Genomic DNA, 24,084 nt, shown 5'->3' with positions numbered 1-24,084 from the left:
GATGAAGAAAGTGTTGGATACCTCGCCCTTTGCCACGATTGCCGCTACCCGGCGGCAGCTGGCGGCGCGCAAGATTTCTCCGAGCGAGCTGTTAAGCCATTTTCTGGCGCGTATCGAGCAGCGTGACGGCGAGGTCAACGCGTGGCGTTACCTTGATACAGCGGGGGCGCGTCAGCGCGCCCTTGACCTGGACCAGCAGATGGACGCCATTGCCTGCAAGCCTGCGCTGTTTGGTATTCCTTATGGCGCGAAGGACATTTTTCATACCCGCGGTTTGCCGACCGAAGGGGGATCAAAGGTACTGAAAGGTCATATCTCCAGGGAAAACGCAAGCGTGATCGACAGGCTTGAGAGTCAGGGCGCTTTGTTGCTGGGGAAACTGACGACCACCGAATTTGCTAATCTGGGCACGCCGCCGAAGACGGGCAATGCCTGGAACCCGGCGCATACGCCCGGCGGATCAAGTAGCGGATCGGCTGCCGCCGTCGGCGCACGAATGGCGCTGATGGCATTGGGTACACAAACTGCCGGATCGCTGTCTCGTCCGGCGGCATTCAATGGTGTGACGGTACTGAAAGCGACCTATGGGCGTATCAGCAAGGCGGGAGTGATCCCCGCCAGTTGGTCGCTGGATCACGTTGGCGCTTTTACTCATACGGTTGAGGATACGGTACTGGTGTTTAATGCGCTTTCCGGCCCGGATGGTCGTGATGACACTACGCATTCCTTGCCCTATACGCCGCTGCAGCTGCGTGAAAATCACGATTACAGCGTGGGGATCGTGGAGCATCCCTATTATGCTGATGTGGATGATGAAATTGGCGCCGCTTGTCTGCAGGCAATGGATGATCTCGCCGGGCGAGGTGTTAAGCTCAAACGTATTGCGCTTCCGCAAAGCTTCGATGCAGCTTGCCGCGCCCACCATATTGTGATGCAGGCGGAGTGCGCAGCGTATCATCAGGACACCTTCTTACAGAAGCCGATGTTGTTTGGTGCGTATTTGCAGGAATTCCTGCAACAGGGGCTCGCGATCTCCGCGCAGGAATACTTGCAGGCGCAGCAGGTGAGAAGGCGTTATCGCCATGAGCTGGCGGCGTTGTTCGATGACGTGGATATCTTGATGACGCCAGCAACGCCGACATTGGCCCCCTATGGCCTGGCGGCCACCGGGTCTCCTGCTTACAATATGCCGTTTACCAACGCGGGCGTACCGACGTTGGCGCTGCCGGTGGGCATTTCCTCAACGGGAATGCCAATGGGCATACAGTGGGTTTCCCGTCACGGTAATGAGCAGGCGCTGGTGGATTTAGGCATGCTGTATCAACAGATCACAGACTGGCATGCCTGTCTGCCGCCACTCTGTCAGGTATAATGGTTGATAACTGCGTGGCGCCTCCGTCAGAAAAGCGTCACGCGATGAGACCACAGGACGCACCGGTCTGGTATACAGCTACTTTTCCGGTCAATGGGATAGATATGTCATGTACGATAAATTATTGACGGTTTCTGATGCGGCGAAAATGCTGGGGATCTCTGCCAGCACGTTGCGTCGACTGGAAGAAAACGGGGAGGTCAAAACCTATGGGCTGAAGGTCGTTTATACCCCAGGCGGTCAGCGTCGTTACCTTGCGGACGAGATTCAGCGGGTTTTCACGCAGACGGGTTTTGCCCACAAGATAGGCTTTGGTAGCAAGGCGGCGATTTTGGTGCGGGATGTTACCTACGCCTACATGGATTCCGGTTCGACGCTGGCGATTGATACCCCGTTTGATAAACAAGGCTTGCATCGGTTGTTGACGCTTGCGGCGCAGCGTGGGCTACCAACGATATTTACTCGCACAATTTATCGTCCTGAACATGCATTTTCCTGGCTGTGGGGGAAAAAATACCCGTTTATTACCAGGCTGACAGAAGATGCCTACCTCAACCAGATCGATGAGGCGCTGGCGGATGCGCCCTTTTCGCGCAACCATACAACGTGTTATGTCTCTGACTTTTATGGTAATAATCTGGAGGCGTGGCTAAAACAGCAGGGCATCGATACCATAATTCTGGGGGGCGTTACCGCCAGCGGCAGTATTCGCGCTACCGCCATTGAGGCGTTTCAGATGGGGTTCCATGTGATGGTGCCCCGCGAAGTGATTGGCGATCGCAGCCAGTCATTGCTTGATTTCACCTTGCTGGATCTTAATGCCCGCTATGCTGATGTATTAAGTCTTGAAGAGGTGTCCGGGTGGCTGACGACTTTACCATTCGCGCCGGGTGAATCAACAATGCGTCATTGCCAGCCCGATGAGTTGAGTGAATGATGCATGTCATTAATTCTCTGATTGTGTTGTGATTTCTCCTCGACATTCAGTATCAGTGGCCATATTTATCCGGGGTGCTGTCTATGATTGCTCATCAGACCGGTTATGTCGCGCAAGTGTGAGTCGTCTCGTTTTTCCCTGTCGGCGTACCGGTTGCGGTGACCGTCACCTTAATGAAGGCAGGCGCTGTGGCTGAATAAAAGTCTTCTGTTTCACCTTTCATGTTGGCATAAGCATTGAACGGTTACCAGGCGCGTGACGCGCCTGTACGAGTGGAATTGGCACACAAAGGGCAAATATCAAGCTTCATTATTCAGGCGCTGCATCGCTAACGCCCGCCAGGGGGCGGCAAGAAACGGCATTGCCGACAGCGCCAGTAACTCTTCATCGCTGCCCTGGTTATCAAACACCATACGCTGTACCCGACTGAGCGGCCAGCCGTCGGCGAGGCGATCGATAAGAATAAAGGTATCATCGCAACGGGCTTCCCCCGGCGTCACAACCCGATAGAACCAACCGTTGCGCGACTGTCGATGCATGATCGTCGGTGCATTCGGATCCTGCAGCCGCCCGGCCATAGTCTGGCAGGCGACTCTGCCCCAGGAGACCTGGATTTCTGCGCTACCGAGGCGAAAAACATCTCCCGGGCAGACATCATTTTCCGTCATTCCGCGAGTGGAAAAGTTCTCGCCGAAGATCCCGGTGTAGAGCGCCTGGCCACCCAGCGCCGGGTAACGTTCGCGCCAGAAATCGTAATGTTCCAGCGCGTAATGCATCAGCGCGCAGTCCGGATCTGAAAAATGTTCCTGGATACCGTTCTCTGCTTCCAGTCCGTGCTTGCTGAGGTGTACCCGACCGCGCAGCACTATTTTGCGCTGCGAACCATCAGCCTGGCGCTGATTGCCCAGAATAGCCTGTAGCCTGACCGAAAAATCTGTATTCATGATTGACTCCCGGGGGTTCCGCTGCGCGGAACCGCGTTTAAAATTTATATTCCACACCGGCCCAGACGTTGCGCCCCTCTTCAATAAATCCTTCGCTGTAGTAATAGCGGGTATCGAAGAGGTTGTTGACTGAAGCGTTGATGCTAAAGCCGCGGCCAATAGCGTAATCCGCGCGCAGGTGAGTGATGGCGAAACCTGCTGCCCGCTGGGAACCATCGCTGTTGCTGTAGCTGGACGATCGCGCCTCTTCCGACAGCGTTACGCGTAGCGATTCCGTTGGCTTCAGCGTCAGCCAGGCGGTTAAGGTTTGATTTGGCAGATCGGTGACTTTTCCCGCCGCCTGACGTTTGGCGTCGGCATGAATCAGGCTGTAACTCAGTCCGACATCCAGCATCGCCAGCGGCGAGCCTTTAATACCCGCATCGATTCCGCGGTAGTCAACGCGGCCGCTGTTCTGGTTCTGCACCGTGTCATCGTCAATATTGATCGCCAGAATCGCATCGCTGACCCGGTTGTACCAGGTGCTTATTTCGTAGGACCAGCGATCGTTAAAATGGCCGTTCCAGGTGAGGTCTACGCCGCGAGCGCGTTCCGGTTTCAAGTGCGGGTTGACCAACGCGATCTGGTCTTTTGCCGGTTTCGAGGTGGTGTAGCGCTCCTTGAGCGTCGGGAAACGGGTACGATCGTACCAGGACAACGCGAGGGTATCCTGCCTGGCGAAATGGTAGCGGGCCATGGTTTCCCAGTTAAATGCGTTTTGCCTGTTGCTGTCATAATGGGTGACGCTGCCGTTATTTTCGTGCTTCTTACCCTCAAGACTATTACGCCAGTCGTAGCTGACGCCGACAACGATATCGAGGTCATCGGCGGCGGCCCATTGATATTCGCCAGCAACCGACCAGGTACGATCCTGATAGCGATCGTAAGGGCCATTTAGTGCGCTCTTTTCGCGATGCACGTCATCTTTCCAGTTTACCGCCAGCGAGAGCTGGTCACTATCGAGAAGGTCGGCAGACAGCTGTAAGCCCGCGCCGGTACTGTAGTCGTCGTAGCGGCTGTAGTTGCCCTTTTTATTTTTAAGATCCGCAAGGCTGTTGTACATCAGTAGCGTATTTTTGAAGGTATCGTGGTACAGGCGACTTTTCAGGGTAAAGGCGTCGGTAAGATGAGTCGTGCCCTGATAGTAGTAGCTTTCCTTATCGTATTTCGGCCACTGCCAGTAGCGCGATTTCTGGCTGCTGGTTCCGGCATACGGTGGGTTCTGCTTTTCACCGTCCTGTTTAATATAAGTGAACGCGTATTCATCACTGGCACGCGGCGTGAAGCCAAGCTTGATGATGCCGCGCTTGTCATCGCTGGCGGAATTGACCATTTTGCCATTTTCACCGGCGATGGCATTGCGGACGCCATGCGGCAGGCCGAGGAAATCCTGCTTGAGACGACTGCCGCTAAGCTGGATATAGCCAAGGTCGTTGCTGGCTGCGAGCGAAGCGTGAGTATCGAAGGCATTGTCTTTGCTGCGGCTCCAGCCCTGGCGATAGCCGACGCTGGCCTCGAAAGGTTTAGCGGGGCGCGGGGTGGTAATATTTATTGCGCCGCCCATTTGATTCGGCCCTTGCAACAAAGAAGAGTAACCCTTAGAGACCTCGACCGATGCGATGTCGGAAGTGAGGAAACGCCCGAGATCGAGATTGCCGTCGTAAGGGACATAAATTGGTACACCGTCAAAAAATACCGGTACCTGACGACCGTCAAAACCGCGAACTTTCACCTGCAGTTCGTTACGGCTACCCGCTTTTTGTAATACCACGCCGGGTACGACTGAGAGCGCATGCGCGACATCGTTCTTATCCAGCGACTGTATGGTCTCTTGCCCGAGAATCGTGGTCGTAGCCGCCGGGGCCGGGCTCGACCACACGGTCATTGACTCCTCCGCGGCTGCTGAACATGCAGCCTGACTGATGCCTAAACCCAGAGCGGTATAAATAATATTGTTCCTGACGTTCATTTTTATCATTCCATTTTGGCTTATTTATTTTTATTGCGAACTTTCCACCTGCATACTGACCTGAATGTCGGCTGGCTGTGCGAACCACGGCGCCGAAGTGATGAACAGTTCGATTCCACAATCGAGATAATGGGGAAGCGTGCTTAAGGTAATGCCGCCGGTGAGCGCCAGCGTGCAGTGCGGCGCGAGGCGTGCCGCCTGTTGCGCGATGTCGCTGGCCTGTTGCGGCGTAAACTTATCCAGTTGCAACACATCCGGCGCGGCGTTCAGCGCGGCGATCGCCTCATCGACGTTATCAGCTTCGACGGCGATCTTTTTTTCCGGCGAACTTTGCCGCAACTGCTGGATAGCTGAATGCCAGTCGTTTCCGTTGCTGAGGAAGCGGCGATGGTTGGCGAAAAGCAGTAGCGTTTCCGCGCAGCCCGCGCGATGAATCAGCCCGCCAGCGGCGACGATCGCCTGCGTTCCTAATAGTCGCGTGCCGGGAATGGCTTTACGGGTGCAGGCAATATGACCATTGGGCAGACGCTGATGAAGCATGTCCAGCATCTGCGCCATATAAGCCGAAACGCCGCAGCTCCATTCGAGCACATTTTGTACCGCTTTCCATCCCTGATGCAGCGCGTCGGCGCTGCCATTGGCGCACAGTAAAATATCGCCTGCGGCCACCCGGGTGCCATCACGCTGCGTTTGCGAAACCGTTAAACCCAGACTGCGTAGCATCTGGGTTGCCGGGGCGATGCCGCTTATGCAGCCGCCCTGTCGATGGCGAAATACCATGACGCCTGGCCGTTCGCTAATGGCCAGCGCGCGGGTCGTCAAATCGCCGCCGCCGATATCTTCCATCAGCCAGCTATCGGTAAGAGCCTGGGGAAAATAGATCATGATGCGCTCCTGCATTGCCAGGAGATCAGCGCCCAGTCGCGGGTCGGCGGCGCGATCTGCTGTGGATCCTGCTGGCGATACCAGTGCTGAAGGCGATCGCGTTCGTCATCGTCAAGCGTGCCAAGGGTCCACTTCACGTTCTCTTCGAAACGTTCGAAAGTGCTATTGTCCTGTTGACAATTAGGGCCGCGAATAAAATCGACGCGCGCATGGATACCCATCTGATACAGCACATTCAGCGCGTAGATATAGTTCGGCAGCTCAACCACATCGCGTCCCAGCGCGCGCTGGATAGCGGGCGACATAAACCAGGGACTGACCAGATGCGTCGTATAAACGCGAAGCCTGGCCTGGCGATTAAGTTTATCCATGGCGGCGTGCATATCGCTGACCAGCGTGGAGCGCGAAGCCACGGCGATATCACAACGTGGAAGGTCGTCCCATGACGCTTCCCACGCCCGGCGGTGCCACTGGGCGTTGTTGATGTTCTGAAGTGCGGCGCGGCGCTGAGCCACCTCCAGCATACCCTGACTGTAATCCACACCGTGCACTTGGGTCAGTTGATCGGCCAGCGCCAGTGCGACGGTGCCTGGGCCGCAACCCATATCAAACAGGCTATCGGCGCCGGTTAAATCGATTTTCTCCAGCAACTGCAGCAGGTAACTATCGGTGGGGCGGGCGCAGTCCGTGGCCATTTTTTCCGCGCGGGCGTCCCAGTGCGCGGGGGATTTTTCGGTTCGCCCGGCAAGCTTAAGCTGCTGGCGGTAGAGTTCGGCAAAATCAATATCGTCAATGAGCATAATTATCCTTGAAAATAAGAGTGACCCAGGTGGTGGTGGATCTGCGCGGGTGTCACGCCGTATAGCTCAGCGAGCGCGCTGGCGCGCAGTTGTTCTTGTGGTGCGCCGCTGCTGACGCGACCGTCTGCTTCAACCCGAATGACCTGATCGGCGACAACCCGCGCGTGCAGGGGGTGGTGCGTTGCCATCAGCAGCGTAACCCCGTGTTGCCTTAGCTGACGCAGGACGTCAAGGAGCCGGATTTGGTGACCAAAGTCGAGGCTTGACGCGGGCTCGTCCAGCAAAAGCAGCCGCGGTTGCTGGACCAGGGCGCGGGCGATTAACGTCAACTGACGCTCGCCGCCGCTAAGCGTTGACCAACTGCGTCCGGCGAGATGGGCAATCCCAAGTGATGAAAGCTGGGTCAGGGCGATCTCGCGATCGCGGGGAGTGGGTTGGGTGAAGGTATTCAGGTGCGGGCTGCGGCCCATCAGCACCATATCAATGACGTTGAAAGCAAATGCGCCCTCGTGGGCCTGCGGAACCCAGGCCATCGCGCATGCGCGTTCGCGCGGCGACATCTGCCTGATGGCGATACCGTCAAGTGTTATTTCACCGCCGCAAAGCGCAAGCAGGCCGAGAATACTGCGCATCAGCGTCGTTTTACCGCCGCCGTTCGCCCCCAGGAGACAGCAAATTGTCCCGGCGGACAGGGTGAATGAGACATCGCTCAATACCGTGCGCCGGGCATAGCCAACGCTGGCGTGATCGACTACGAGTAGCGTCATAGCGGGCTCCGGTGTAGCAGCAGCGCCAGGAAGAACGGCGCGCCGATAAATGAAGTGAGGATACCGAGCGGGATCTCAGTGGTACTCACGCTGCGGGCAAGGGTGTCGGTTAACAGGAGTAAAATCGTTCCCAGCGCCATCGCCACCGGCAGCAGGCGCTGATGATTACTTCCGGTGAGCAGCCTGCCAATATGTGGAACGATAAGGCCGACCCAGCCGATGATGCCCGCAATCGCGACCGCGCTGGCGGTGACGAGCGTGGCGCATAACACAATAATCAGCCGCAGGCGTGCGATATTCATCCCCAGCGCGCGGGCTTCATCGTCGGAAAGGGTCAGCATATTGAGCCGCCAGCGTAGCAGCCATAAAGGCAGACAGCCAATAACCATCAGCGGGGCGGCGAAAGTCAGATCGCCGAGGGTGATATCCGACAGCCCACCAAGCAGCCAGAAGGTGATCGACGGGAGCTGGGTATAGGGATCGGCGATAATTTTAATAAGCGATATTCCGGCGCCACAGAGAGTGCCTAAAGCGATCCCCACCAGGACCAGCGTCAGCACCGGTTCGTGGCGGGTGGCGGTGCGGGCAATAAGGATCACGCCGCCGACAACCGCCAGGCCGCCAAAGAATGCGCAGAGCTGGATAAACCACGCCGGGCCGCCCCACCAGATAGCGAAGCAGGCGCCGAGCCCTGCGCCCGCGGCGACGCCGAGAATATCCGGTGAGACCAGCGGGTTACGAAATATTCCCTGATAGGCGGTTCCGGCGGCGGAAAGCGAGGCGCCGATTATCAACGCGGCGGCAATTCTTGGTACGCGAATTTGCCAGAATACGATGCTGTCGCGTGCGTTGGCGTGAGAAGAAGAGAAAAGCAGTTCGCAAAGGCGCGCAGGTGTGAGATCCCAGGGGCCGGTTAAGAATGCGATGCCCAGAGTGACCAGCGCGGCGGCCACTAACGTGAAGCTCAGGCTAATGGGTTTCATCTTGGATTCATCAGCTCCGTGTAGCGTTGAGGAGAGAGCGCCGCATGCCAGAACAACTCGCTATAGCGGGTAAGATCGGTTTGCAGGGTGGCTTGTATTTTCGGATCCAGCCAGGCGTGCAGGCGACGCAGACCAGCCAGACGATTCACGCCAGGCGGCGCATCCAGCCAGCCGAAGGGTAGCCCGTCCAGTAGCAAGACATTGCCTTTTGCCACGGCATCAATGCCCCGCCAGATCGGATCCTGGGTAATATGCCGCCAGGTCGCCGCCTCCTGGGTCAGGATAATGTCCGGCTGCCACTGCAGCAGATTTTCCAGCGATACCTGACTTAGTCCGGTGCGTCCAGCGGCGCGGGCGACGTTAACCAATCCAAGCAGTTCCGCCGCCTCGGTATGCAGCGACCCTGCGAGGCCGGTTTCCAGCCCCTTTGCGCCGCGGGCGGCGTAGAAACGGGTTGCGGCGCGGGATGAATGTGAAAAGGCGAGGGCCTCATTAATAAAGCGTTGCGCCAGCGTCGCCTGCCGCTGAGTTCGCGCCTCCTGGCCGACGATCTCGCCGAGGGTTAACAGTTGCTGTGCCGATGTCGCCAGCGTGCCGCTGATGATGACCCAGGGAATGCCGCTGCGGGCGCCGATCCGTCGGGCTTGCGATATCCAGGTCTCATCGGCGTTGCCGCAGTCGACAATCAGATCGGGCGCAAGCGCGACCAGCGCCTCCAGCGACAGGGTGCTGGCGCGCCCGGCGAGACGGCCCAGTTTGCGCAGACGGGCAATCTCTGGCGGTAACGGAGACTGAGGAAAGCGCGAAAAATCAAATGAGGAGAATCCCAGCAGCTTTTCCGGCGCGACGGCAAGCAGCAGCATATCCGCCGGCGCACCGGCGCTGACGATACGCTGGATAGCTGCAGGCGCGGGGAGATTTCCCAGTCGAAAATCCAGGTTCGGGGCGGCCCAGCCTTTCATGTTTGGCAAATAGAGCGCCAGGCCCAGCGCCTGCAAGAAGGTACGGCGGGAAAATGGCATATGTTTCTGTCCGGAAACAAAGAGATTAAAAAATCGCTATATCTTTTCATATATAACGATAGCACTATTGCGTGAGATCAAAAATCACGGGGATTGGCTGGCGCTTATCCTATGAGGGAGACATGAGATGGGTAAACGATATGAAACTCGCTTGCTATCGTGACTTCATGAAAGAACACGGGGAAATTAGCGAGGAGCGTATGTGAACGCTGTTTATTGTCCTCGCAAGGGCGAGGTCCGGGGAGGGGGGAGTGACTGTCAACGCGCATACAACTTGAAGTCTGGTCGGTGTATTCAGTTATGCGTCATTCAATCGTGTCTTAATCCAGTCAGCATAAGTAATGGTGTAATAAATAGCATGAGCAAACGGAAAAATATGCGGGACGATACTGTTTATTACACTGGATAAGCCTTCTAATTATTGGCCCGTTTTTTCCTGCCGCACTGGGTGACGGTTAATGAGTTTCGGCATGCGGGTATATTATGGAAACCTTGCAGCGCCGGGAATTCTGCGAACGACTACAGAGAATAGTGAACGGTGGAAAGTGTCCCCTGCAGGAATCGAACCTGCAACTAGCCCTTAGGAGGGGCTCGTTATATCCATTTAACTAAGGGGACGAAGCGGCCGGGATTATAGCGTCTTTTCCCTTGCAGGTTAAGCAGGTCTGCACTGACTGCTTAAACTGTCACCACTTTTTTGTTTTTGCCTGAGCTTTTTTCTCATGGCTCATATCGTTACGGATCTGCGCATGACTCAGTAAGGCGAAAATAAAGGTCCCGCCGCAGATATTTCCCGCAAGCGTTGGCAGAGCGAAAGGCCAGATAAATTCCTGCCAGGGTATCGCCCCAGTGAATACCAGGTAAAATATTTCGACGCTGCCGACCACAATATGCGCAGTGTCTGCAAGTGCGATAAGCCAGGTCATCAAAATAATGACGACAATTTTTGCTGACCCCGCAGCAGGGAACATCCACACCATAGTGGCAACCAGCCAGCCGGCAATAATCGCGCTGGCGAACATCTCGAAGGGGGAATTATGCATCACCTTCAGGCTGATATCGCTGAAGGCTTCACGTGTAGGTTGATCGAAAACAGGCATGACATTGAATGCCCACGCCGCAATCGCGGTGCCGATTAAGTTACCGATGAGCACAATGCCCCACAAACGTAACAAGAGGCCGATATTGCCGAACGTTGGATTCTGCATAACAGGCAGGACGGCGGTGACGGTGTTCTCGGTAAATAACTGCTGGCGAGCAAGGATAACGATGACAAAACCAAAGCAATAACCGAAATTTTCCAGCAAAAAACCGCCGGGAAGTTCGCCAGAGTGCACATGAAAGATGCCTTTGGCGAGAAGTGAGGCGCCCATTGAAAGTCCGGCGGCAATGGCTGACCATAATAGCGCCATCGCATCACGCTCAAGCTCTTTTTCGCCTTCCTGGCGAATGACTTCATGCGTGGCCATCGCTCGCGAAGGCAGATGCTCTTCATCAACCTCGATCTCCTCTCCTTTTTGTTTTTCAACGCTTTCAACTTCCCGTTCTTTACTGTCATGGCGAGTCCGCGATGTCATCATTATTCCTCTGCGACTTGTCTTTATTATAATCGTAGAGCGATTTCCGCAATTCGGCGCTGAATAACCGCCTAAATTCTTCTCAATGACAAGATTAGCAATACGGAGATTGCAAAATGTGTATAGAATCTGGGGGCAACAATGATGCCAAAGAAGGCTATGCTGAAAGCAGGCACATGCTTATGGGCGATATCTTGATGGCGGCTGCTGTCCCCGGATACCCCCAGCGATAGCTTAAATTAACAGGGAGACACCTATGAATTTTCGCCTGTCGGCGCTTGCGCTTGGCGCTACATTGCTGGTGGGATGCGCCAGTTCTGGTTCTGGCGATCTACCGCAGGGGCGTTCAGATCCCCTTGAAGGTTTTAACCGCACCATGTTCAACTTCAACTACAATGTTGTTGATCCCTATGTGCTTCGGCCCGTCGCCGTGGCGTGGCGTGACTATGTTCCGCAGCCGGCGCGTAACGGCCTGAGTAACTTTACCAGCAACCTTGAAGAACCGGCGATAATGGTGAACTTCTTCCTGAAGGGAGATCCCTATAACGGGATGGTGCACTTCACGCGTTTCTTCCTGAACACGCTTCTTGGAATGGGCGGCCTGGCTGATGTGGCTGGGATGGCAAACCCGAAACTGCGGCGCACTGAACCGAGCCGTTTCGGCAGTACACTGGGTCACTATGGCGTTGGTTACGGTCCATATATGCAATTGCCATTCTATGGCAGTTTTACTCTTCGTGATGAAGGGGGCGATATGGCCGATGATTTCTACCCGGTCCTTTCCTGGCTGACGTGGCCGATGTCTATTGGTAAATGGATGGTTGAGGGGATTGAAACGCGCGCGCAGTTGCTGGATTCCGACGGATTGCTTCGTCAGTCTTCCGATCCGTATGTCATGATGCGTGAAGCTTACTTCCAGCGTCACGACTTTATTGCCAACGGCGGCAAACTGACGCCGAATGAAAACCCGAACGCGCAGGCGATTCAGGGCGATCTTAAAGACATTGATTCTCAGTAAGCAATCCCGTTGCCGAAAGTAAAAGGGTGCGCATCATGCGCACCCTTTTTGTCCCGTCAGATGATCAGAAGCGGTAGTTGAAGTTCATACCGTACAGCCAGGCTTTACCTTCAGATTTGAAGTGATACGGGCCTTCATCAAATTCGACATGCTGGCCGTGCATATAAGAAACGCCGACATCGACCGACGCATCTTTATTAAAGGCATAGGTCGTACCTGCGCTTAGCCACAGACGATCCTGGTCCGGAATGGAGATGGAGCGGTTAGATGCCGGTACCGGGCTATCATCAAATGCGATACCGGTACGGAAGGTCCAGCTATCGTTATAGTAATAGGTCGTCCCCAGAGCGATACGATAGGAGTCTCTAAAGCCTTCGTCTTTATAGAACAACGTTTCTCCACCGCTGGTTTTGGTTGCTTTTAGCTCCTGAAACTGGCTCCAGCTGGTATACGCCAGACTGTAGTGAATGGCCCACTTTGGCGCGACGCGGTTATAGCCGGAGAGTTCCCACATTTCAGGCAGGTTCAACGTCAGAGACCCGCCAATAGTGGAACCGTTGGTGCCGTAGGGCAAACCCAGCCCCAGGGCGGAATTGATGGCGTTAAGGGATGACGGCAGGCTGCTCTTATAATCCCCGTCAAAATCAATTTTGACTTCAGAACGATAAGTTAAGCCGTAGCGGTTATTTTTATCGACCTCATATAAAATCCCTGCATTCCAGCCAAAGCCCCATTCATCGCCCTTCAGATAAGCGATTTGAGTGTCGCGGCTGATACCGCCCGCTTGCTGGCCAATTGCTTGCGCCTGGGTCGGAGACAGTACGCCTGATTGCACCATCTCTGGCAACTGGGCGCCGATAATATCCGGTAAATCCCCGGCATAGCGCTCTAATTTTGCCCGGGCGTACACCGCGTTGAGGCCCAGACCAAAACTCCAGTGATTGTTAAGGCGATAAGCGCCGCTCAGATTGAGGTTAAGTGTTTCAAGGTCGGTAGTCCCGCCCATTGATCCTGCGGCGAAATCATTGTTGAACTCGGTGGATAAACCGTAGTTAGATGTGAGTGATGCCCCCCAGCCAAACTGTTCATTTATTGGCGCGACAAAGTGCAGATTGGGCACCCATGCGGTCGGCGCGATATTCTTCTGGCTGGCGTCATTACCGATCGCTGAACTGCCGCTAACGTTGACATCGGGATCGACAAAAATCGCGCCAGCGGAAAATGTCGGCCGGTCGAACATCATGATTAACGCCGGGTTACGACTGACGTTTCCCGCATCATCGGCTATTGCGCCTTCGCCTGAATAGGCGCGACCAAGGCCTGACGAAGAGAATTCATTTAACTGAAAGCCCGCTGACCAGGCCTGGGTGGAAACAATTGCTACAGCCACTGCAAGGGCAGATTGGGTAACGCGGGTTTTCTGGCTCATGCCCATAACCTCATAGAGTCATTTTTATTAAATCAATGTTACATGTGGTAACAGAGGCGCGAAGTGTAGAGTCTGCTTTACGACAGAGAAATCAGACCAGTTGGCTGAGTATAGGTCCGACCAGATGAGATGTTGCAAGTTTGTTTATAAGTTTTTTCAATTGTTATATTGGAAACGAGATCTGTCTGGCAAATTTGCCGGTAAAGCGCATACCAAAAGTAGGGTATTTTTGTTTTGGATCATTTTTAAGTGTGATTTCTGTCACTTATCCCATTTGTCGCTATTAACGACTGGAGGAGGGCATACACCGGGCGTAAAATAAACACAGTCATTGTCTGGCACCTTGAGTGCATATACAGAGGAAATCTACGATGAGTAAATGCAGTGCTGATGAAACCCCGGTTTGCTGCTGTATGGATGTTGGCACCATTATGGACAACACCGATTGCACCGCTTCCTGGAGCCGCGTGTTCGCTAACCGTGCCGAAGCAGAAGAAACTCTCGCGACATTGAGTGCCAGAGCGCGTAGTGTGGAATCCGAGCCGTGCAAAATCACCCCGACCTTCACTGAGGTGGATGGTGGTGTGAAACTGGATATCGACTTTGTATTCTGCTGCGAAGCCGAAACCCTGATTTTCCAGCTCGGCCTGCGTTAATCTGCCCCCGCACGCCCCTCGTCACCGGGGCGTTATTTTTCCTGCTCAATGTGTTTTAGCTCCCACTTTTTCCCCTCCCCGATTGGCTTAATGTAAAATATTGGTTAAAACTGTTATCAGGTCAGACCACTTTGTCTTATTGGTTAACAGGGGCATGTTATGAGTCAGGTATTACCGCTGGTCACCCGTCAGGGCGATCGTATTGCTATTATCAGCGGCTTACGTACCCCGTTTGCCCGACAGGCAACGGCATTCCACGGTATTCCTGCCGTTGATTTAGGCAAGCTGGTGGTTGGCGAAATGCTCGCTCGCAGCAATATTCCCGCGGAAATAATAGAACAACTGGTCTTTGGCCAGGTGGTACAGATGCCGGAAGCGCCGAATATCGCCCGGGAAATTGTGCTGGGAACCGGCATGAGCGTACATACTGATGCCTACAGCGTCAGTCGTGCCTGTGCGACCAGTTTCCAGGCCGTGGCCAACGTTGCGGAAAGCCTGATGGCGGGAACTATCCGCGCCGGTATCGCTGGCGGGGCCGACTCCTCTTCCGTGTTGCCGATTGGCGTCAGCAAAAAACTTGCCCGAACTCTGGTTGATGCGAACAAAGCCCGTACCCTGAGCCAGCGTCTGAAGCTCTTTTCCCGTCTGCGCTTTCGCGATCTTCTTCCCGTGCCGCCAGCGGTTGCTGAGTATTCTACCGGGCTGCGGATGGGGGATACCGCCGAGCAGATGGCGAAAACCTGGGGAATTACGCGTGAACAGCAGGACCAGCTGGCGCTTCGTTCGCACCAGTTGGCAGCCAGAGCGTGGGAAGAGGGTAAACTATCAGCAGAAGTTATGACTGCGTATACCCCCCCGTTCCGGGAACCGCTGGAACAGGACAACAATATTCGTAAGAATTCAACACTGTCTGATTACCAAAAATTACGTCCGGCCTTTGACCGCAAACACGGAACGGTGACCGCCGCTAACAGTACGCCATTAACCGACGGGGCGGCGGCGGTGCTTCTGATGACCGAGTCCCGGGCTAAAGAGCTGAGCCTTATTCCGTTGGGCTATTTGCGCAGTTACGCTTTCACCGCCATCGATGTCCGCCAGGATATGCTGCTGGGGCCTGCGTGGGCGACGCCGCTGGCGCTGGAAAGAGCGGGACTCACGCTGGCTGATTTAACGCTGATTGATATGCACGAAGCCTTCGCCGCGCAAACGCTGGCCAATTTACACTGTATGGCCAGCGAACGCTTTGCCCGCGAAGTGCTTGGCCGTTCACAGGCGACGGGAGACGTGGATGAGCGCAAATTTAACGTCCTTGGCGGGTCGATTGCTTACGGTCATCCGTTTGCCGCCACCGGCGCGCGGATGATAACCCAAACCCTGCATGAACTGCGGCGTCGCGGAGGCGGGTTTGGTCTGGTCACTGCCTGCGCGGCGGGCGGACTCGGTTCAGCCATGATTCTGGAGGCCGAATAATGGAAACCGTATCGGCATTTGCGCTTGATATTCGTCCGGACAATATCGCCGTTATTACGATTGATGCTCCCGGCGAAAAAATGAATACCCTGAAAGCCGAGTTTATCAGTGAGGTTCGGCGAATTATCCGTCAGATTCATGATAATAAAGACCTGCGCGGCGCGGTGTTTATTTCGGCAAAACCGGATAATTTTATCGCCGGGGCGGATATTAACATGATTGCCCGCTGCGCGAGCGCGCAGGAAGCGGAATCGCTGGCCCGTGAGGGGCAGCAAATTATGACCGAGATTCACGGCCTGTCGATTCCGGTTATTGCCGCTATTCATGGAGCCTGTCTGGGAGGCGGCCTTGAGCTGGCGCTGGCTTGCCACGGGCGAGTGTGTAGCGACGATGATAAAACCCGGCTTGGATTGCCTGAAGTTCAGCTAGGGCTGCTGCCGGGATCTGGCGGCACTCAGCGTTTACCGCGATTAATCGGCCTCAGCGGTGCGCTCGATATGATTCTGACCGGAAAGCAGCTTCGTCCGCGGCAGGCGCTTAAGGCCGGGCTGGTTGATGATGTCGTGCCGCAGACTATTTTGTTGCAAACCGCCGTGGAGCTGGCGCTGAAAGGGGGGCCGAAAAGTCGTCATCTTCCGCTGCGCGAGCGCATACTTGCTGGCCCCCTGGCGCGTAGCCTGTTGTTTCGGTTAGTAGAAAAAAAAACCTATCAGAAGACGCAGGGCAACTATCCGGCGACCGAACGTATTTTGCAGGTGATGGCGATCGGGCTGGCACAGGGCAGTAATCGCGGATATAGCGAAGAGGCGCGCGCCTTTGGCGAGCTGGCGATGACGCCACAATCGCAGGCGCTGCGGTCGGTTTTTTTCGCCAGTACCGATCTGAAAAAAGATCGCGGCGCGGATGCTGAACCTGGTGAACTGCGTAGTGTCGGCGTTCTTGGCGGCGGATTAATGGGTGGTGGCATCGCCTGGGTTACCGCGTGCAGGGGAGGGCTGCCAGTACGTATTAAGGACATTAATCATGGCGGGATTAATCACGCACTGAGGTACAGCTGGGACCTGCTCGACAAGCAGGTTCGCCGCCGCTATCTGCGGGCCAGCGAGCGCGATCGTCAGCTGGCGCTCATTTCCGGCTCTCTGGATTACCAGGGATTTGCTCACCGCGATGTGGTGATCGAAGCGGTATTTGAAGACCTTTCCCTTAAGCAAAAAATGGTGCGTGAAGTTGAGCAGCACTGTCATGCGGAGACCATCTTTGCATCGAATACGTCATCATTACCGATCGGCGAGATTGCGGCTCTGGCGAGCAGGCCGCAGCGAGTTATCGGGCTACACTTCTTCAGCCCGGTAGAAAAAATGCCGCTGGTGGAGGTGATTCCCCATGCCGGTACCGATCAACAAACGATTGCAACGGTGGTGAAACTGGCGAAGCTGCAAGGGAAAACGCCTATCGTTGTTGCCGACAAAGCGGGTTTTTATGTTAACCGCATTCTGGCTCCTTATATTAATGAAGCGATGCATTTATTAACGGAAGGTGAACCGATTGAGCATATCGATAACGCTCTGGTGAAGTTCGGTTTTCCGGTTGGCCCTGTTCAGTTGCTCGATGAAGTGGGAATCGATACCGGCACCAAAATTATCCCCGTGCTGGAAGCGGCCTGGGGGGAACGTTTTAGCCCGCCAGCAAACATCATTAGCTCGATTCTGAATGACGATCGCAAAGGTAGAAAAAATAACCGGGGTTTGTATCTTTATAAGACAAAAGGGCGTAAAAGCAAAAAACGGCCCGACCCGGTTGTTTATCCTTTGCTGGGGGTCTCTTCTCCACAGGCGCGCTTGTCCGCGCAGCAGGTGGCGGAACGTTGTGTGATGATGATGCTCAACGAAGCGGCGCGTTGTTTCGATGAGCAGATTATTCGTAGCGCCCGTGACGGCGATCTCGGCGCGGTGTTTGGCATTGGTTTCCCGCCGTTTCTTGGTGGCCCGTTTCGCTATATGGATATGCTGGGCGCAGGAGAGGTTGTGGCGATTTTGCAGCGCCTCGCCGCACAGTACGGCCCGCGTTTTACACCATGTGACACTTTATTACATATGGCTAAACAGGGGGCAACCTTCTGGCCCGCGAATGAACGGACGAGCAAAGTTGAGGTCAAAGAAGGTGAATCCGGTTATGTATTCCGGTAATGGATGATGTTGTCTTCTGTCTATTTTGTAAGCAATGGTTGACTATACTTACGCCATTGAGGTAAAAAACAGCATTTCATTCGTGGAATGGATCAGGCACAATGCCCGGCCACCGGGTCGCCCGTGTATTGTCTGCGCGGGTAAGACAGCGGTGCTTCTGGTTAACAAAAGCGGTGCAATATGCAAGTTTTTATCATGCGTCACGGCGACGCTGCCCTCGATGCAGCCAGTGACTCGGTTCGTCCATTAACCGTCTGTGGTTGCGATGAGTCGCATCAGATGGCAACCTGGCTGAAAAGCCAAAAAGTGGATATTGAGCGGGTTCTGGTCAGTCCCTACCTGCGTGCGGAACAGACGCTGGAGATCGTCAGGGAGTGCATGAGTCTGCCAAAAGATGTCGACGTCATGCCGGAACTGACGCCGTGCGGCGATGTTGGTATCGTCAGTGCTTATCTTCAGGCGCTGGCAAATGAGGGGGTGGCAACGGCGTTGGTCATGTCTCACCTGCCGCTCGTCGGCTACCTCGTTTCAGAGCTGTGCCCGGGAGAAACGCCGCCGATGTTCGCCACCTCGGCGATTGCCTGCGTCACACTTGATGATGACGGTAAAGGTATATTTAACTGGCAAGTGAGTCCCTTCAATTTGAAGATGGCGAAAGCTATCTGATTCCCGCCGGGGCTGATGTATTACGGAAGTTCCGGTGGTTGCCACTCTTCAACTTCGATCAGTATCAGCAGTGCGGCGTTCCCGCCGTACTCTTTTGGCGCCTGATGAAAGGCCATAATATGCGGATGCTGCGCCAGCCATAGCGGTGTTTGCTGTTTGAGAATATGCTTTCCATGCCCGTGCATCACGCTGGCGCAGAACACATGTTCCCGGCGGCAGGCGGCGATCAACGCTCCCAGTTCCTGTTTGGCTTGTTGCTGGGTCAGACCGTGCAGGTCGAGAAACAGCTCCGGCGAATAATCGCCGCGGCGTAGTTTTTTCAGTTCAAAGTGGCTGACGTCTGAGCGCACGTACTTAACCGCTCCTTCGGTATTCAGCAGAGGCTGAAACTCATCGGAAAAGTAGTGACTATTGTCTGCCTGCTCCTGGAGCAGACGCTTTGGCGCTACTTCACTCACCTTCTTGCGCAGCGGGCGGTGAACAATGGTGTCCTGCTTAATCTGACGCGTACCGGCCATCAGTTGCCGGAACAATGCCTGATCCTCCTTACTTAGCGATGTTTTCTTTTTCATTACCTGATCTCATTGTTTCTTTGCCGTTAGTTTACCCGACTCGCCGTACATTCAGGCAAGGAAAACCTATTTTTCCCCTTCAGCCTGACGTAAGAATGCTGATTTATCCCCGTCTTCATGGCAAACTAGCCGCCGAATTTATAGCAGAGCGTGCCCTGGGGGAGAGCGTGGATAAAATTTTTATTGATGAGGCCGTTAATGAGCTTCATACCATTCAGGACATGCTGCGTTGGGCGGTAAGCCGCTTCAGCGCTGCAAATATCTGGTATGGACACGGCACCGATAATCCGTGGGATGAAGCGGTGCAACTGGTTATGCCGTCGCTATATCTGCCCCTTGATATTCCGGAAGATATGCGCACCGCGCGTCTGACCTCCAGCGAAAAACACCGTATTGTTGAGCGCGTCATTCGCCGTATTAACGAGCGCATTCCGGTTGCCTATCTGACCAACAAAGCCTGGTTCTGCGGCCATGAATTTTATGTGGATGAGCGCGTGCTGGTGCCCCGTTCACCGATTGGCGAGCTGATTAATAACCGGTTTGCGGGGTTGATTGACCACTCGCCTCAACACATCCTCGACATGTGCACCGGCAGCGGCTGTATCGCTATCGCCTGCGCATACGCTTTCCCGGAAGCGGAAGTCGATGCGGTTGATATCTCTCCTGACGCGCTGGCCGTTACAGAACAGAACGTGGAAGATCACGGCTTAATTCATCACGTTACGCCGATCCGCTCCGATCTCTTCCGCGATCTGCCGAAGGTGCAGTACGATCTGATCGTCACCAATCCGCCTTATGTTGATGAAGAAGATATGTCTGACCTGCCGGGGGAATATCGCCATGAACCGGTTCTCGGACTGGCTTCCGGTAGCGACGGCCTGAAGTTGACCCGCCGCATTCTCGCCTGCGCGCCGGATTATCTCAGCGATGACGGTATCCTGATTTGTGAAGTGGGTAACAGCATGGTACATCTGATGGAGCAGTATCCTGACGTTCCATTTACCTGGCTGGAATTTGAAAATGGCGGCGATGGCGTCTTTATGCTGAGCAAACCGCAGCTGATTGCCGCCCGCGCGCATTTCGGCATCTATAAAGACTAAAACAACACGCAAACATAACGACAATAATGGAGCCGTGATGGCAGGAAACACAATTGGACAACTCTTTCGCGTGACGACTTTCGGTGAGTCGCACGGTCTGGCGCTGGGCTGCATCGTTGACGGCGTGCCGCCAGGCATCTCGCTGACCGAAGCCGATCTCCAGCACGATCTCGACCGTCGCCGTCCGGGAACGTCGCGCTATACCACCCAGCGCCGCGAACCGGATCAGGTGAAGATCCTCTCCGGCGTGTTTGAAGGCGTGACAACCGGCACCAGCATTGGTCTGCTGATTGAGAATACCGACCAGCGTTCTCAGGACTATGGCGCCATTAAGGATCTTTTCCGTCCCGGGCACGCCGATTACACCTATGAGCAGAAATATGGCCTGCGCGATTATCGCGGCGGCGGTCGTTCTTCTGCGCGAGAAACCGCTATGCGTGTGGCTGCCGGGGCGATTGCCAAAAAATTTCTCGCTGAGAAATTGGGTATCGTCATTCGCGGCTGCCTGACCCAGATGGGGGATATTCCGCTGGCGATAAAAGAGTGGGATCAGGTTGAACTGAACCCGTTCTTCTGCGCGGACCCGGACAAAATCACCGCGCTTGATGAACTGATGCGCGGGCTGAAAAAAGAGGGCGACTCTATCGGGGCGAAAGTGACCGTGGTGGCTGATGGTGTTCCTCCGGGCCTGGGCGAGCCGGTGTTTGACCGCCTGGATGCAGATATTGCGCATGCGCTGATGAGTATCAATGCGGTCAAGGGCGTGGAAATTGGCGATGGTTTTGATGTGGTAAAACTTCGCGGAAGCGAGAATCGCGATGAAATTACTAAATCAGGTTTCCAGAGCAACCATGCGGGCGGCGTTCTCGGCGGTATCAGCAGCGGCCAGCAGATTGTTGCCAATATCGCGCTGAAGCCGACTTCCAGCATTACCGTTCCAGGGCATACGATTAACCGCTTTGGCGAAGAGGTCGAGATGATCACCAAAGGGCGTCACGATCCTTGCGTCGGTATTCGCGCGGTACCCATTGCCGAAGCGATGCTGGCGATTGTGTTAATGGATCACTTCATGCGTCAGCGCGCGCAAAATGGCGACGTGACGACATCAATCCCACGCTGGTAACCGATGAAAAAAACCGTTATCGCACTGCTGGCCTTATTGGCCAGCGCTACCTGCCTGGCCGCGACGCCGTGGCAGAAAATCACGCACCCCATCAGCGGCAAGCCGCAGTCAATTGGCGCGTTCGCTAATGGTTGCATCGTCGGCGCGCAAGCGCTGCCGTTAAACTCCAGCAGCTATCAGGTGATGCGTACCGATCAGCGGCGCTACTTCGGCCATCCGAATCTCGTGCAGTTTATTCAGCGTCTGAGCAATCAGGTACACAATAAAGGCATGGGAACGGTGCTGATTGGCGACATGGGAATGCCAGCCGGTGGCCGTTTCAACGGCGGCCATGCCAGCCACCAGTCCGGACTGGATGTCGATATATTTCTCCAGCTTCCGCAGAGGCGCTGGAGTTCCGCGCAACTTCTGAAACCGCAGGCGTTGGATCTGGTCGCTCGCGATGGCAAACACGTGGTGCCGTCTTTGTGGCGTCCGCAAATCAGTGAACTGATTAAAATGGCGGCGGAAGATAGCGAAGTGACGCGCATTTTCGTTAACCCGGCGATCAAGCAGCAGCTATGTCTCGATGCCGGGAGCGATCGCGGCTGGTTACGCAAAGTGCGCCCGTGGTTCCAGCATCGCGCGCATATGCATGTGCGCCTGCGTTGTCCGGCGGATAGCTACGAGTGTGAAGACCAGGCGCCTCCTCCGGCTGGCGATGGTTGCGGTGCCGAATTACAAAGCTGGTTTGAACCCCCAAAACCCCCCTCAACCCCTCCTGTGAAGAAGACGCCGCCACCGTTGCCGCCTTCATGCCAGGTACTACTGGATGAGCATGTTCTTTAATGGATAGTTTTATCAATCTCTTTATGGTGTCACCGACAGTATTGGGCATGCTGTTCTTTGTGGCGGTAATGGCAGGGTTTATTGATTCACTGGCGGGCGGCGGCGGGTTGTTAACCGTACCGGCGTTGATGGCGGCGGGTCTTCCTCCCGCGCAGGCGCTGGCGACCAACAAGCTACAGGCGTGCGGCGGCTCGCTGTCCGCTTCGCTGTATTTTATCCGTCGCAAAGTGGTGAATCTGGCCGATCAGAAGCTCAATATTCTGATGACTTTTCTCGGTTCTACCAGCGGTGCGCTGCTGGTTCAGCACGTTCAGTCCGATATCCTTAAGCAGATTTTGCCGATTCTGATTATCGGTATAGGCCTCTATTTTCTGCTGATGCCAAAATTAGGCGAAAACGATCGGCAGCGGCGTCTGTATGGCCTGCCGTTTGCGCTGGTTGCTGGCGGCTGCGTGGGTTTTTATGATGGCTTTTTTGGCCCTGGCGCAGGCTCTTTCTACGCGCTGGCGTTTGTCTCGCTGGCGGGTTTCAATCTGGCGAAATCGACCGCCCACGCTAAATTGCTTAATGCGACCTCTAACATGGGAGGGCTGCTGCTGTTTATTATTGGCGGCAAGGTGATCTGGGCGACGGGTTTTGTGATGATGGCCGGGCAATTTATTGGAGCCCGAGTGGGCTCACGGCTGGTTCTGAGTAAAGGACAATCGCTGATTAGGCCGATGATCGTTGTGGTCTCGGCGGTGATGAGTGCAAAACTTCTTTATAGCAGCCACGGACAGGAGATCCTTAATTGGCTGGGAATGCATTAATGAACAGCACGCATAAATATGAACAGCTGATCGCTATTTTCGACGGCTGTTTTGCTGATGATTTTAATACCCGTCTGATTAAAGGCGACGATGAGCCAATCTACCTTCCGGCAGATGATGATGCGCCGTACCACCGCATCGTTTTTGCTCACGGGTTTTATGCCAGCGGACTGCATGAGATTTCGCACTGGTGCATCGCCGGAAAGGCGCGCCGTGAGCTGGTGGATTTTGGCTACTGGTACTGCCCGGATGGCCGCGATGCGATGACCCAGTCTAAATTTGAAGACGTTGAGGTGAAGCCTCAGGCGCTAGAGTGGCTGTTTTGCGTGGCGGCGGGCTATCCGTTCAACGTCAGTTGTGACAACCTGGAGGGGGATTTCGAACCCGATCGCATTGCTTTTCAGCGGCGGGTACATGCTCAGGTCATGATTTATCTGGCGCAGGGGATACCCGAACGTCCGGCGCGTTTCATTAAAGCGTTACAGCAATATTATCAAACGCCACCTTTGACGGCGGAACAATTCCCGTGGCCGGAAGACCTGCGCTAAGGCCACACTTATCGATAAATGAGGAAAGAAGATGATCGCGGAGTTTGAATCACGCATTCTGGCGTTAATTGACAATATGGTAGACCACGCCAGCGATGATGAACTGTTTGCTGGCGGTTATCTGCGCGGCCATCTGACGCTGGCGGTGGCCGAACTGGAGGGTGAGGGTGAACATAGCGTGGAAGCAGTACATAGTAAGGTGAGCCAGAGTCTGGAAAAAGCCATCAGCGCGGGGGAGCTTTCTCCACCGGATCAGATTCTGGTGCAGAGTATGTGGGATAATTTGTATCAGCAGGCGGTGCGGTCGTAGGTTCCTTTTTTGACGAAGCCCGGTTTTCACCTGACCGGGCTTTGATGCTGGTCGATTAAGCGAGTTACAGCTTC

Annotated in this window: 23 protein-coding genes and 1 tRNA gene; 13 read left to right on the top strand and 11 right to left on the bottom strand. The window is 54.9% G+C overall.

What is annotated here, in order from left to right; translation table 11 throughout:
• The first annotated feature begins 1 nt into the window (after window position 1).
• Both FN037_RS12235 and FN037_RS12230 read left to right on the top strand, forming a co-directional pair.
• A complete protein-coding gene (locus tag FN037_RS12235) occupies window positions 2-1,372 on the top strand; it encodes an amidase (RefSeq protein WP_142502346.1) in 1,371 nt (456 codons plus the stop codon).
• 109 nt (window positions 1,373-1,481) lie between these two features.
• Window positions 1,482-2,309: an isochorismatase family protein gene (locus FN037_RS12230; RefSeq protein WP_138361432.1), complete on the top strand. Its 828-nt coding sequence runs from the start codon at window positions 1,482-1,484 to the stop codon at window positions 2,307-2,309.
• A 299-nt stretch (window positions 2,310-2,608) separates the two neighbouring features.
• Here FN037_RS12230 and FN037_RS12225 read toward each other — a convergent pair whose 3' ends face one another.
• From FN037_RS12225 to FN037_RS12185, 9 genes are all read right to left on the bottom strand, one after another.
• Window positions 2,609-3,253, bottom strand: coding sequence for an MOSC domain-containing protein (locus FN037_RS12225; RefSeq protein WP_138361431.1), 645 nt, complete (start codon window positions 3,251-3,253; stop codon window positions 2,609-2,611).
• 37 nt (window positions 3,254-3,290) lie between these two features.
• On the bottom strand, window positions 3,291-5,261 hold the full coding sequence (locus FN037_RS12220) for a TonB-dependent receptor plug domain-containing protein (RefSeq protein WP_142502345.1): 1,971 nt from the start codon (window positions 5,259-5,261) through the stop codon (window positions 3,291-3,293).
• Between the two features lie 30 nt (window positions 5,262-5,291).
• Window positions 5,292-6,146: a ModD protein gene (gene modD, locus FN037_RS12215; protein WP_138361429.1), complete on the bottom strand. Its 855-nt coding sequence runs from the start codon at window positions 6,144-6,146 to the stop codon at window positions 5,292-5,294.
• Entirely contained in the window at window positions 6,143-6,946 is an 804-nt protein-coding gene (locus FN037_RS12210) for a class I SAM-dependent methyltransferase (RefSeq protein ID WP_142502344.1), read from the bottom strand. Before FN037_RS12210 ends, modD begins: the two co-directional genes overlap by 4 nt.
• 2 nt (window positions 6,947-6,948) lie before the next feature.
• The gene (locus FN037_RS12205; protein WP_142502343.1) at window positions 6,949-7,713 is read right to left on the bottom strand and encodes an ABC transporter ATP-binding protein; all 765 of its coding nucleotides are present in this window, start codon (window positions 7,711-7,713) and stop codon (window positions 6,949-6,951) included.
• Window positions 7,710-8,696 carry a FecCD family ABC transporter permease gene (locus FN037_RS12200; RefSeq protein ID WP_138361426.1) on the bottom strand — a complete coding sequence of 329 codons (987 nt, stop codon included), beginning with the start codon at window positions 8,694-8,696 and terminating at the stop codon, window positions 7,710-7,712. Before FN037_RS12200 ends, FN037_RS12205 begins: the two co-directional genes overlap by 4 nt.
• Window positions 8,693-9,718 (bottom strand): ABC transporter substrate-binding protein, encoded by a 1,026-nt coding sequence (locus tag FN037_RS12195; RefSeq protein WP_142502342.1) that lies wholly within the window; start codon window positions 9,716-9,718, stop codon window positions 8,693-8,695. Before FN037_RS12195 ends, FN037_RS12200 begins: the two co-directional genes overlap by 4 nt.
• A gap of 546 nt (window positions 9,719-10,264) precedes the next feature.
• Window positions 10,265-10,336, bottom strand: a tRNA-Arg gene (locus FN037_RS12190).
• Between the two features lie 68 nt (window positions 10,337-10,404).
• Window positions 10,405-11,295, bottom strand: coding sequence for a formate/nitrite transporter family protein (locus FN037_RS12185; protein WP_142502433.1), 891 nt, complete (start codon window positions 11,293-11,295; stop codon window positions 10,405-10,407).
• Between the two features lie 256 nt (window positions 11,296-11,551).
• On the opposite strand from FN037_RS12185, the gene mlaA reads away from it, so the two are divergent.
• Window positions 11,552-12,313, top strand: a complete 762-nt coding sequence (gene mlaA, locus FN037_RS12180; RefSeq protein ID WP_142502341.1) for a phospholipid-binding lipoprotein MlaA — start codon at window positions 11,552-11,554, stop codon at window positions 12,311-12,313.
• A gap of 64 nt (window positions 12,314-12,377) precedes the next feature.
• On the opposite strand, the gene fadL is transcribed toward mlaA, so the two are convergent.
• Complete coding sequence (fadL, locus tag FN037_RS12175; protein WP_185929256.1) at window positions 12,378-13,742, bottom strand: long-chain fatty acid transporter FadL; 1,365 nt, start codon at window positions 13,740-13,742, stop codon at window positions 12,378-12,380.
• A gap of 371 nt (window positions 13,743-14,113) precedes the next feature.
• Between fadL and FN037_RS12170 the strand changes: the two genes are divergently transcribed.
• The 4 genes from FN037_RS12170 to sixA all read left to right on the top strand — a co-directional run bounded on the left by FN037_RS12170 (window position 14,114) and on the right by sixA (window position 18,720).
• Window positions 14,114-14,398, top strand: coding sequence for a YfcZ/YiiS family protein (locus tag FN037_RS12170; RefSeq protein ID WP_138361422.1), 285 nt, complete (start codon window positions 14,114-14,116; stop codon window positions 14,396-14,398).
• A gap of 159 nt (window positions 14,399-14,557) precedes the next feature.
• Window positions 14,558-15,868, top strand: coding sequence for an acetyl-CoA C-acyltransferase FadI (fadI, locus tag FN037_RS12165; RefSeq protein WP_142502339.1), 1,311 nt, complete (start codon window positions 14,558-14,560; stop codon window positions 15,866-15,868).
• Complete coding sequence (gene fadJ / locus FN037_RS12160; RefSeq protein WP_142502338.1) at window positions 15,868-18,054, top strand: fatty acid oxidation complex subunit alpha FadJ; 2,187 nt, start codon at window positions 15,868-15,870, stop codon at window positions 18,052-18,054. The genes fadI and fadJ overlap by 1 nt, the downstream gene beginning before the upstream one ends.
• Before the next feature lie 180 nt (window positions 18,055-18,234).
• On the top strand, window positions 18,235-18,720 hold the full coding sequence (gene sixA / locus FN037_RS12155) for a phosphohistidine phosphatase SixA (RefSeq protein WP_142502337.1): 486 nt from the start codon (window positions 18,235-18,237) through the stop codon (window positions 18,718-18,720).
• A 20-nt stretch (window positions 18,721-18,740) separates the two neighbouring features.
• Here sixA and smrB read toward each other — a convergent pair whose 3' ends face one another.
• Window positions 18,741-19,292 carry an endonuclease SmrB gene (smrB, locus tag FN037_RS12150; protein WP_138361418.1) on the bottom strand — a complete coding sequence of 184 codons (552 nt, stop codon included), beginning with the start codon at window positions 19,290-19,292 and terminating at the stop codon, window positions 18,741-18,743.
• Between the two features lie 167 nt (window positions 19,293-19,459).
• Here smrB and prmB point away from each other — a divergent pair, with 167 nt between their 5' ends.
• Genes prmB through FN037_RS12120 form a run of 6 tightly spaced genes read left to right on the top strand, consistent with a single transcriptional unit; the run spans window position 19,460 to window position 24,010 of the window.
• A complete protein-coding gene (gene prmB, locus FN037_RS12145; protein ID WP_138361417.1) occupies window positions 19,460-20,392 on the top strand; it encodes a 50S ribosomal protein L3 N(5)-glutamine methyltransferase in 933 nt (310 codons plus the stop codon).
• Between the two features lie 37 nt (window positions 20,393-20,429).
• On the top strand, window positions 20,430-21,515 hold the full coding sequence (gene aroC / locus FN037_RS12140; RefSeq protein WP_142502336.1) for a chorismate synthase: 1,086 nt from the start codon (window positions 20,430-20,432) through the stop codon (window positions 21,513-21,515).
• Between the two features lie 3 nt (window positions 21,516-21,518).
• On the top strand, window positions 21,519-22,343 hold the full coding sequence (mepA, locus tag FN037_RS12135) for a penicillin-insensitive murein endopeptidase (protein ID WP_138361415.1): 825 nt from the start codon (window positions 21,519-21,521) through the stop codon (window positions 22,341-22,343).
• Window positions 22,343-23,152: a sulfite exporter TauE/SafE family protein gene (locus FN037_RS12130; RefSeq protein WP_142502335.1), complete on the top strand. Its 810-nt coding sequence runs from the start codon at window positions 22,343-22,345 to the stop codon at window positions 23,150-23,152. The genes mepA and FN037_RS12130 overlap by 1 nt, the downstream gene beginning before the upstream one ends.
• The gene (locus FN037_RS12125) at window positions 23,152-23,700 is read left to right on the top strand and encodes an elongation factor P hydroxylase (protein WP_138361413.1); all 549 of its coding nucleotides are present in this window, start codon (window positions 23,152-23,154) and stop codon (window positions 23,698-23,700) included. The genes FN037_RS12130 and FN037_RS12125 overlap by 1 nt, the downstream gene beginning before the upstream one ends.
• Before the next feature lie 31 nt (window positions 23,701-23,731).
• Window positions 23,732-24,010: a YfcL family protein gene (locus FN037_RS12120; RefSeq protein WP_138361412.1), complete on the top strand. Its 279-nt coding sequence runs from the start codon at window positions 23,732-23,734 to the stop codon at window positions 24,008-24,010.
• Window positions 24,011-24,084 lie beyond the last annotated feature (74 nt).

Source organism: Klebsiella sp. 2680, from assembly GCF_900198535.1.
Taxonomy (GTDB): domain Bacteria; phylum Pseudomonadota; class Gammaproteobacteria; order Enterobacterales; family Enterobacteriaceae; genus Klebsiella; species Klebsiella indica.
Note: the sequence above shows the minus strand (reverse complement) of the source record. Positions and strands in the feature narration are given on the sequence as shown.

Excerpts from the sequence above, each read along its gene's own strand:
- FN037_RS12235 (WP_142502346.1), top strand. The coding sequence starts at position 2 with ATGAAGAAAGTGTTGGATACCTCGCCCTTTGCCACGATTGCCGCTACC.
- FN037_RS12230 (WP_138361432.1), top strand. The coding sequence starts at position 1,482 with ATGTACGATAAATTATTGACGGTTTCTGATGCGGCGAAAATGCTGGGG.
- FN037_RS12225 (WP_138361431.1), bottom strand. The coding sequence starts at position 3,253 with ATGAATACAGATTTTTCGGTCAGGCTACAGGCTATTCTGGGCAATCAG.
- FN037_RS12220 (WP_142502345.1), bottom strand. The coding sequence starts at position 5,261 with ATGAACGTCAGGAACAATATTATTTATACCGCTCTGGGTTTAGGCATC.
- modD (WP_138361429.1), bottom strand. The coding sequence starts at position 6,146 with ATGATCTATTTTCCCCAGGCTCTTACCGATAGCTGGCTGATGGAAGAT.
- FN037_RS12210 (WP_142502344.1), bottom strand. The coding sequence starts at position 6,946 with ATGCTCATTGACGATATTGATTTTGCCGAACTCTACCGCCAGCAGCTT.
- FN037_RS12205 (WP_142502343.1), bottom strand. The coding sequence starts at position 7,713 with ATGACGCTACTCGTAGTCGATCACGCCAGCGTTGGCTATGCCCGGCGC.
- FN037_RS12200 (WP_138361426.1), bottom strand. The coding sequence starts at position 8,696 with ATGAAACCCATTAGCCTGAGCTTCACGTTAGTGGCCGCCGCGCTGGTC.
- FN037_RS12195 (WP_142502342.1), bottom strand. The coding sequence starts at position 9,718 with ATGCCATTTTCCCGCCGTACCTTCTTGCAGGCGCTGGGCCTGGCGCTC.
- FN037_RS12185 (WP_142502433.1), bottom strand. The coding sequence starts at position 11,295 with ATGACATCGCGGACTCGCCATGACAGTAAAGAACGGGAAGTTGAAAGC.
- mlaA (WP_142502341.1), top strand. The coding sequence starts at position 11,552 with ATGAATTTTCGCCTGTCGGCGCTTGCGCTTGGCGCTACATTGCTGGTG.
- fadL (WP_185929256.1), bottom strand. The coding sequence starts at position 13,742 with ATGAGCCAGAAAACCCGCGTTACCCAATCTGCCCTTGCAGTGGCTGTA.
- FN037_RS12170 (WP_138361422.1), top strand. The coding sequence starts at position 14,114 with ATGAGTAAATGCAGTGCTGATGAAACCCCGGTTTGCTGCTGTATGGAT.
- fadI (WP_142502339.1), top strand. The coding sequence starts at position 14,558 with ATGAGTCAGGTATTACCGCTGGTCACCCGTCAGGGCGATCGTATTGCT.
- fadJ (WP_142502338.1), top strand. The coding sequence starts at position 15,868 with ATGGAAACCGTATCGGCATTTGCGCTTGATATTCGTCCGGACAATATC.
- sixA (WP_142502337.1), top strand. The coding sequence starts at position 18,235 with ATGCAAGTTTTTATCATGCGTCACGGCGACGCTGCCCTCGATGCAGCC.
- smrB (WP_138361418.1), bottom strand. The coding sequence starts at position 19,292 with ATGAAAAAGAAAACATCGCTAAGTAAGGAGGATCAGGCATTGTTCCGG.
- aroC (WP_142502336.1), top strand. The coding sequence starts at position 20,430 with ATGGCAGGAAACACAATTGGACAACTCTTTCGCGTGACGACTTTCGGT.
- mepA (WP_138361415.1), top strand. The coding sequence starts at position 21,519 with ATGAAAAAAACCGTTATCGCACTGCTGGCCTTATTGGCCAGCGCTACC.
- FN037_RS12130 (WP_142502335.1), top strand. The coding sequence starts at position 22,343 with ATGGATAGTTTTATCAATCTCTTTATGGTGTCACCGACAGTATTGGGC.
- FN037_RS12125 (WP_138361413.1), top strand. The coding sequence starts at position 23,152 with ATGAACAGCACGCATAAATATGAACAGCTGATCGCTATTTTCGACGGC.
- FN037_RS12120 (WP_138361412.1), top strand. The coding sequence starts at position 23,732 with ATGATCGCGGAGTTTGAATCACGCATTCTGGCGTTAATTGACAATATG.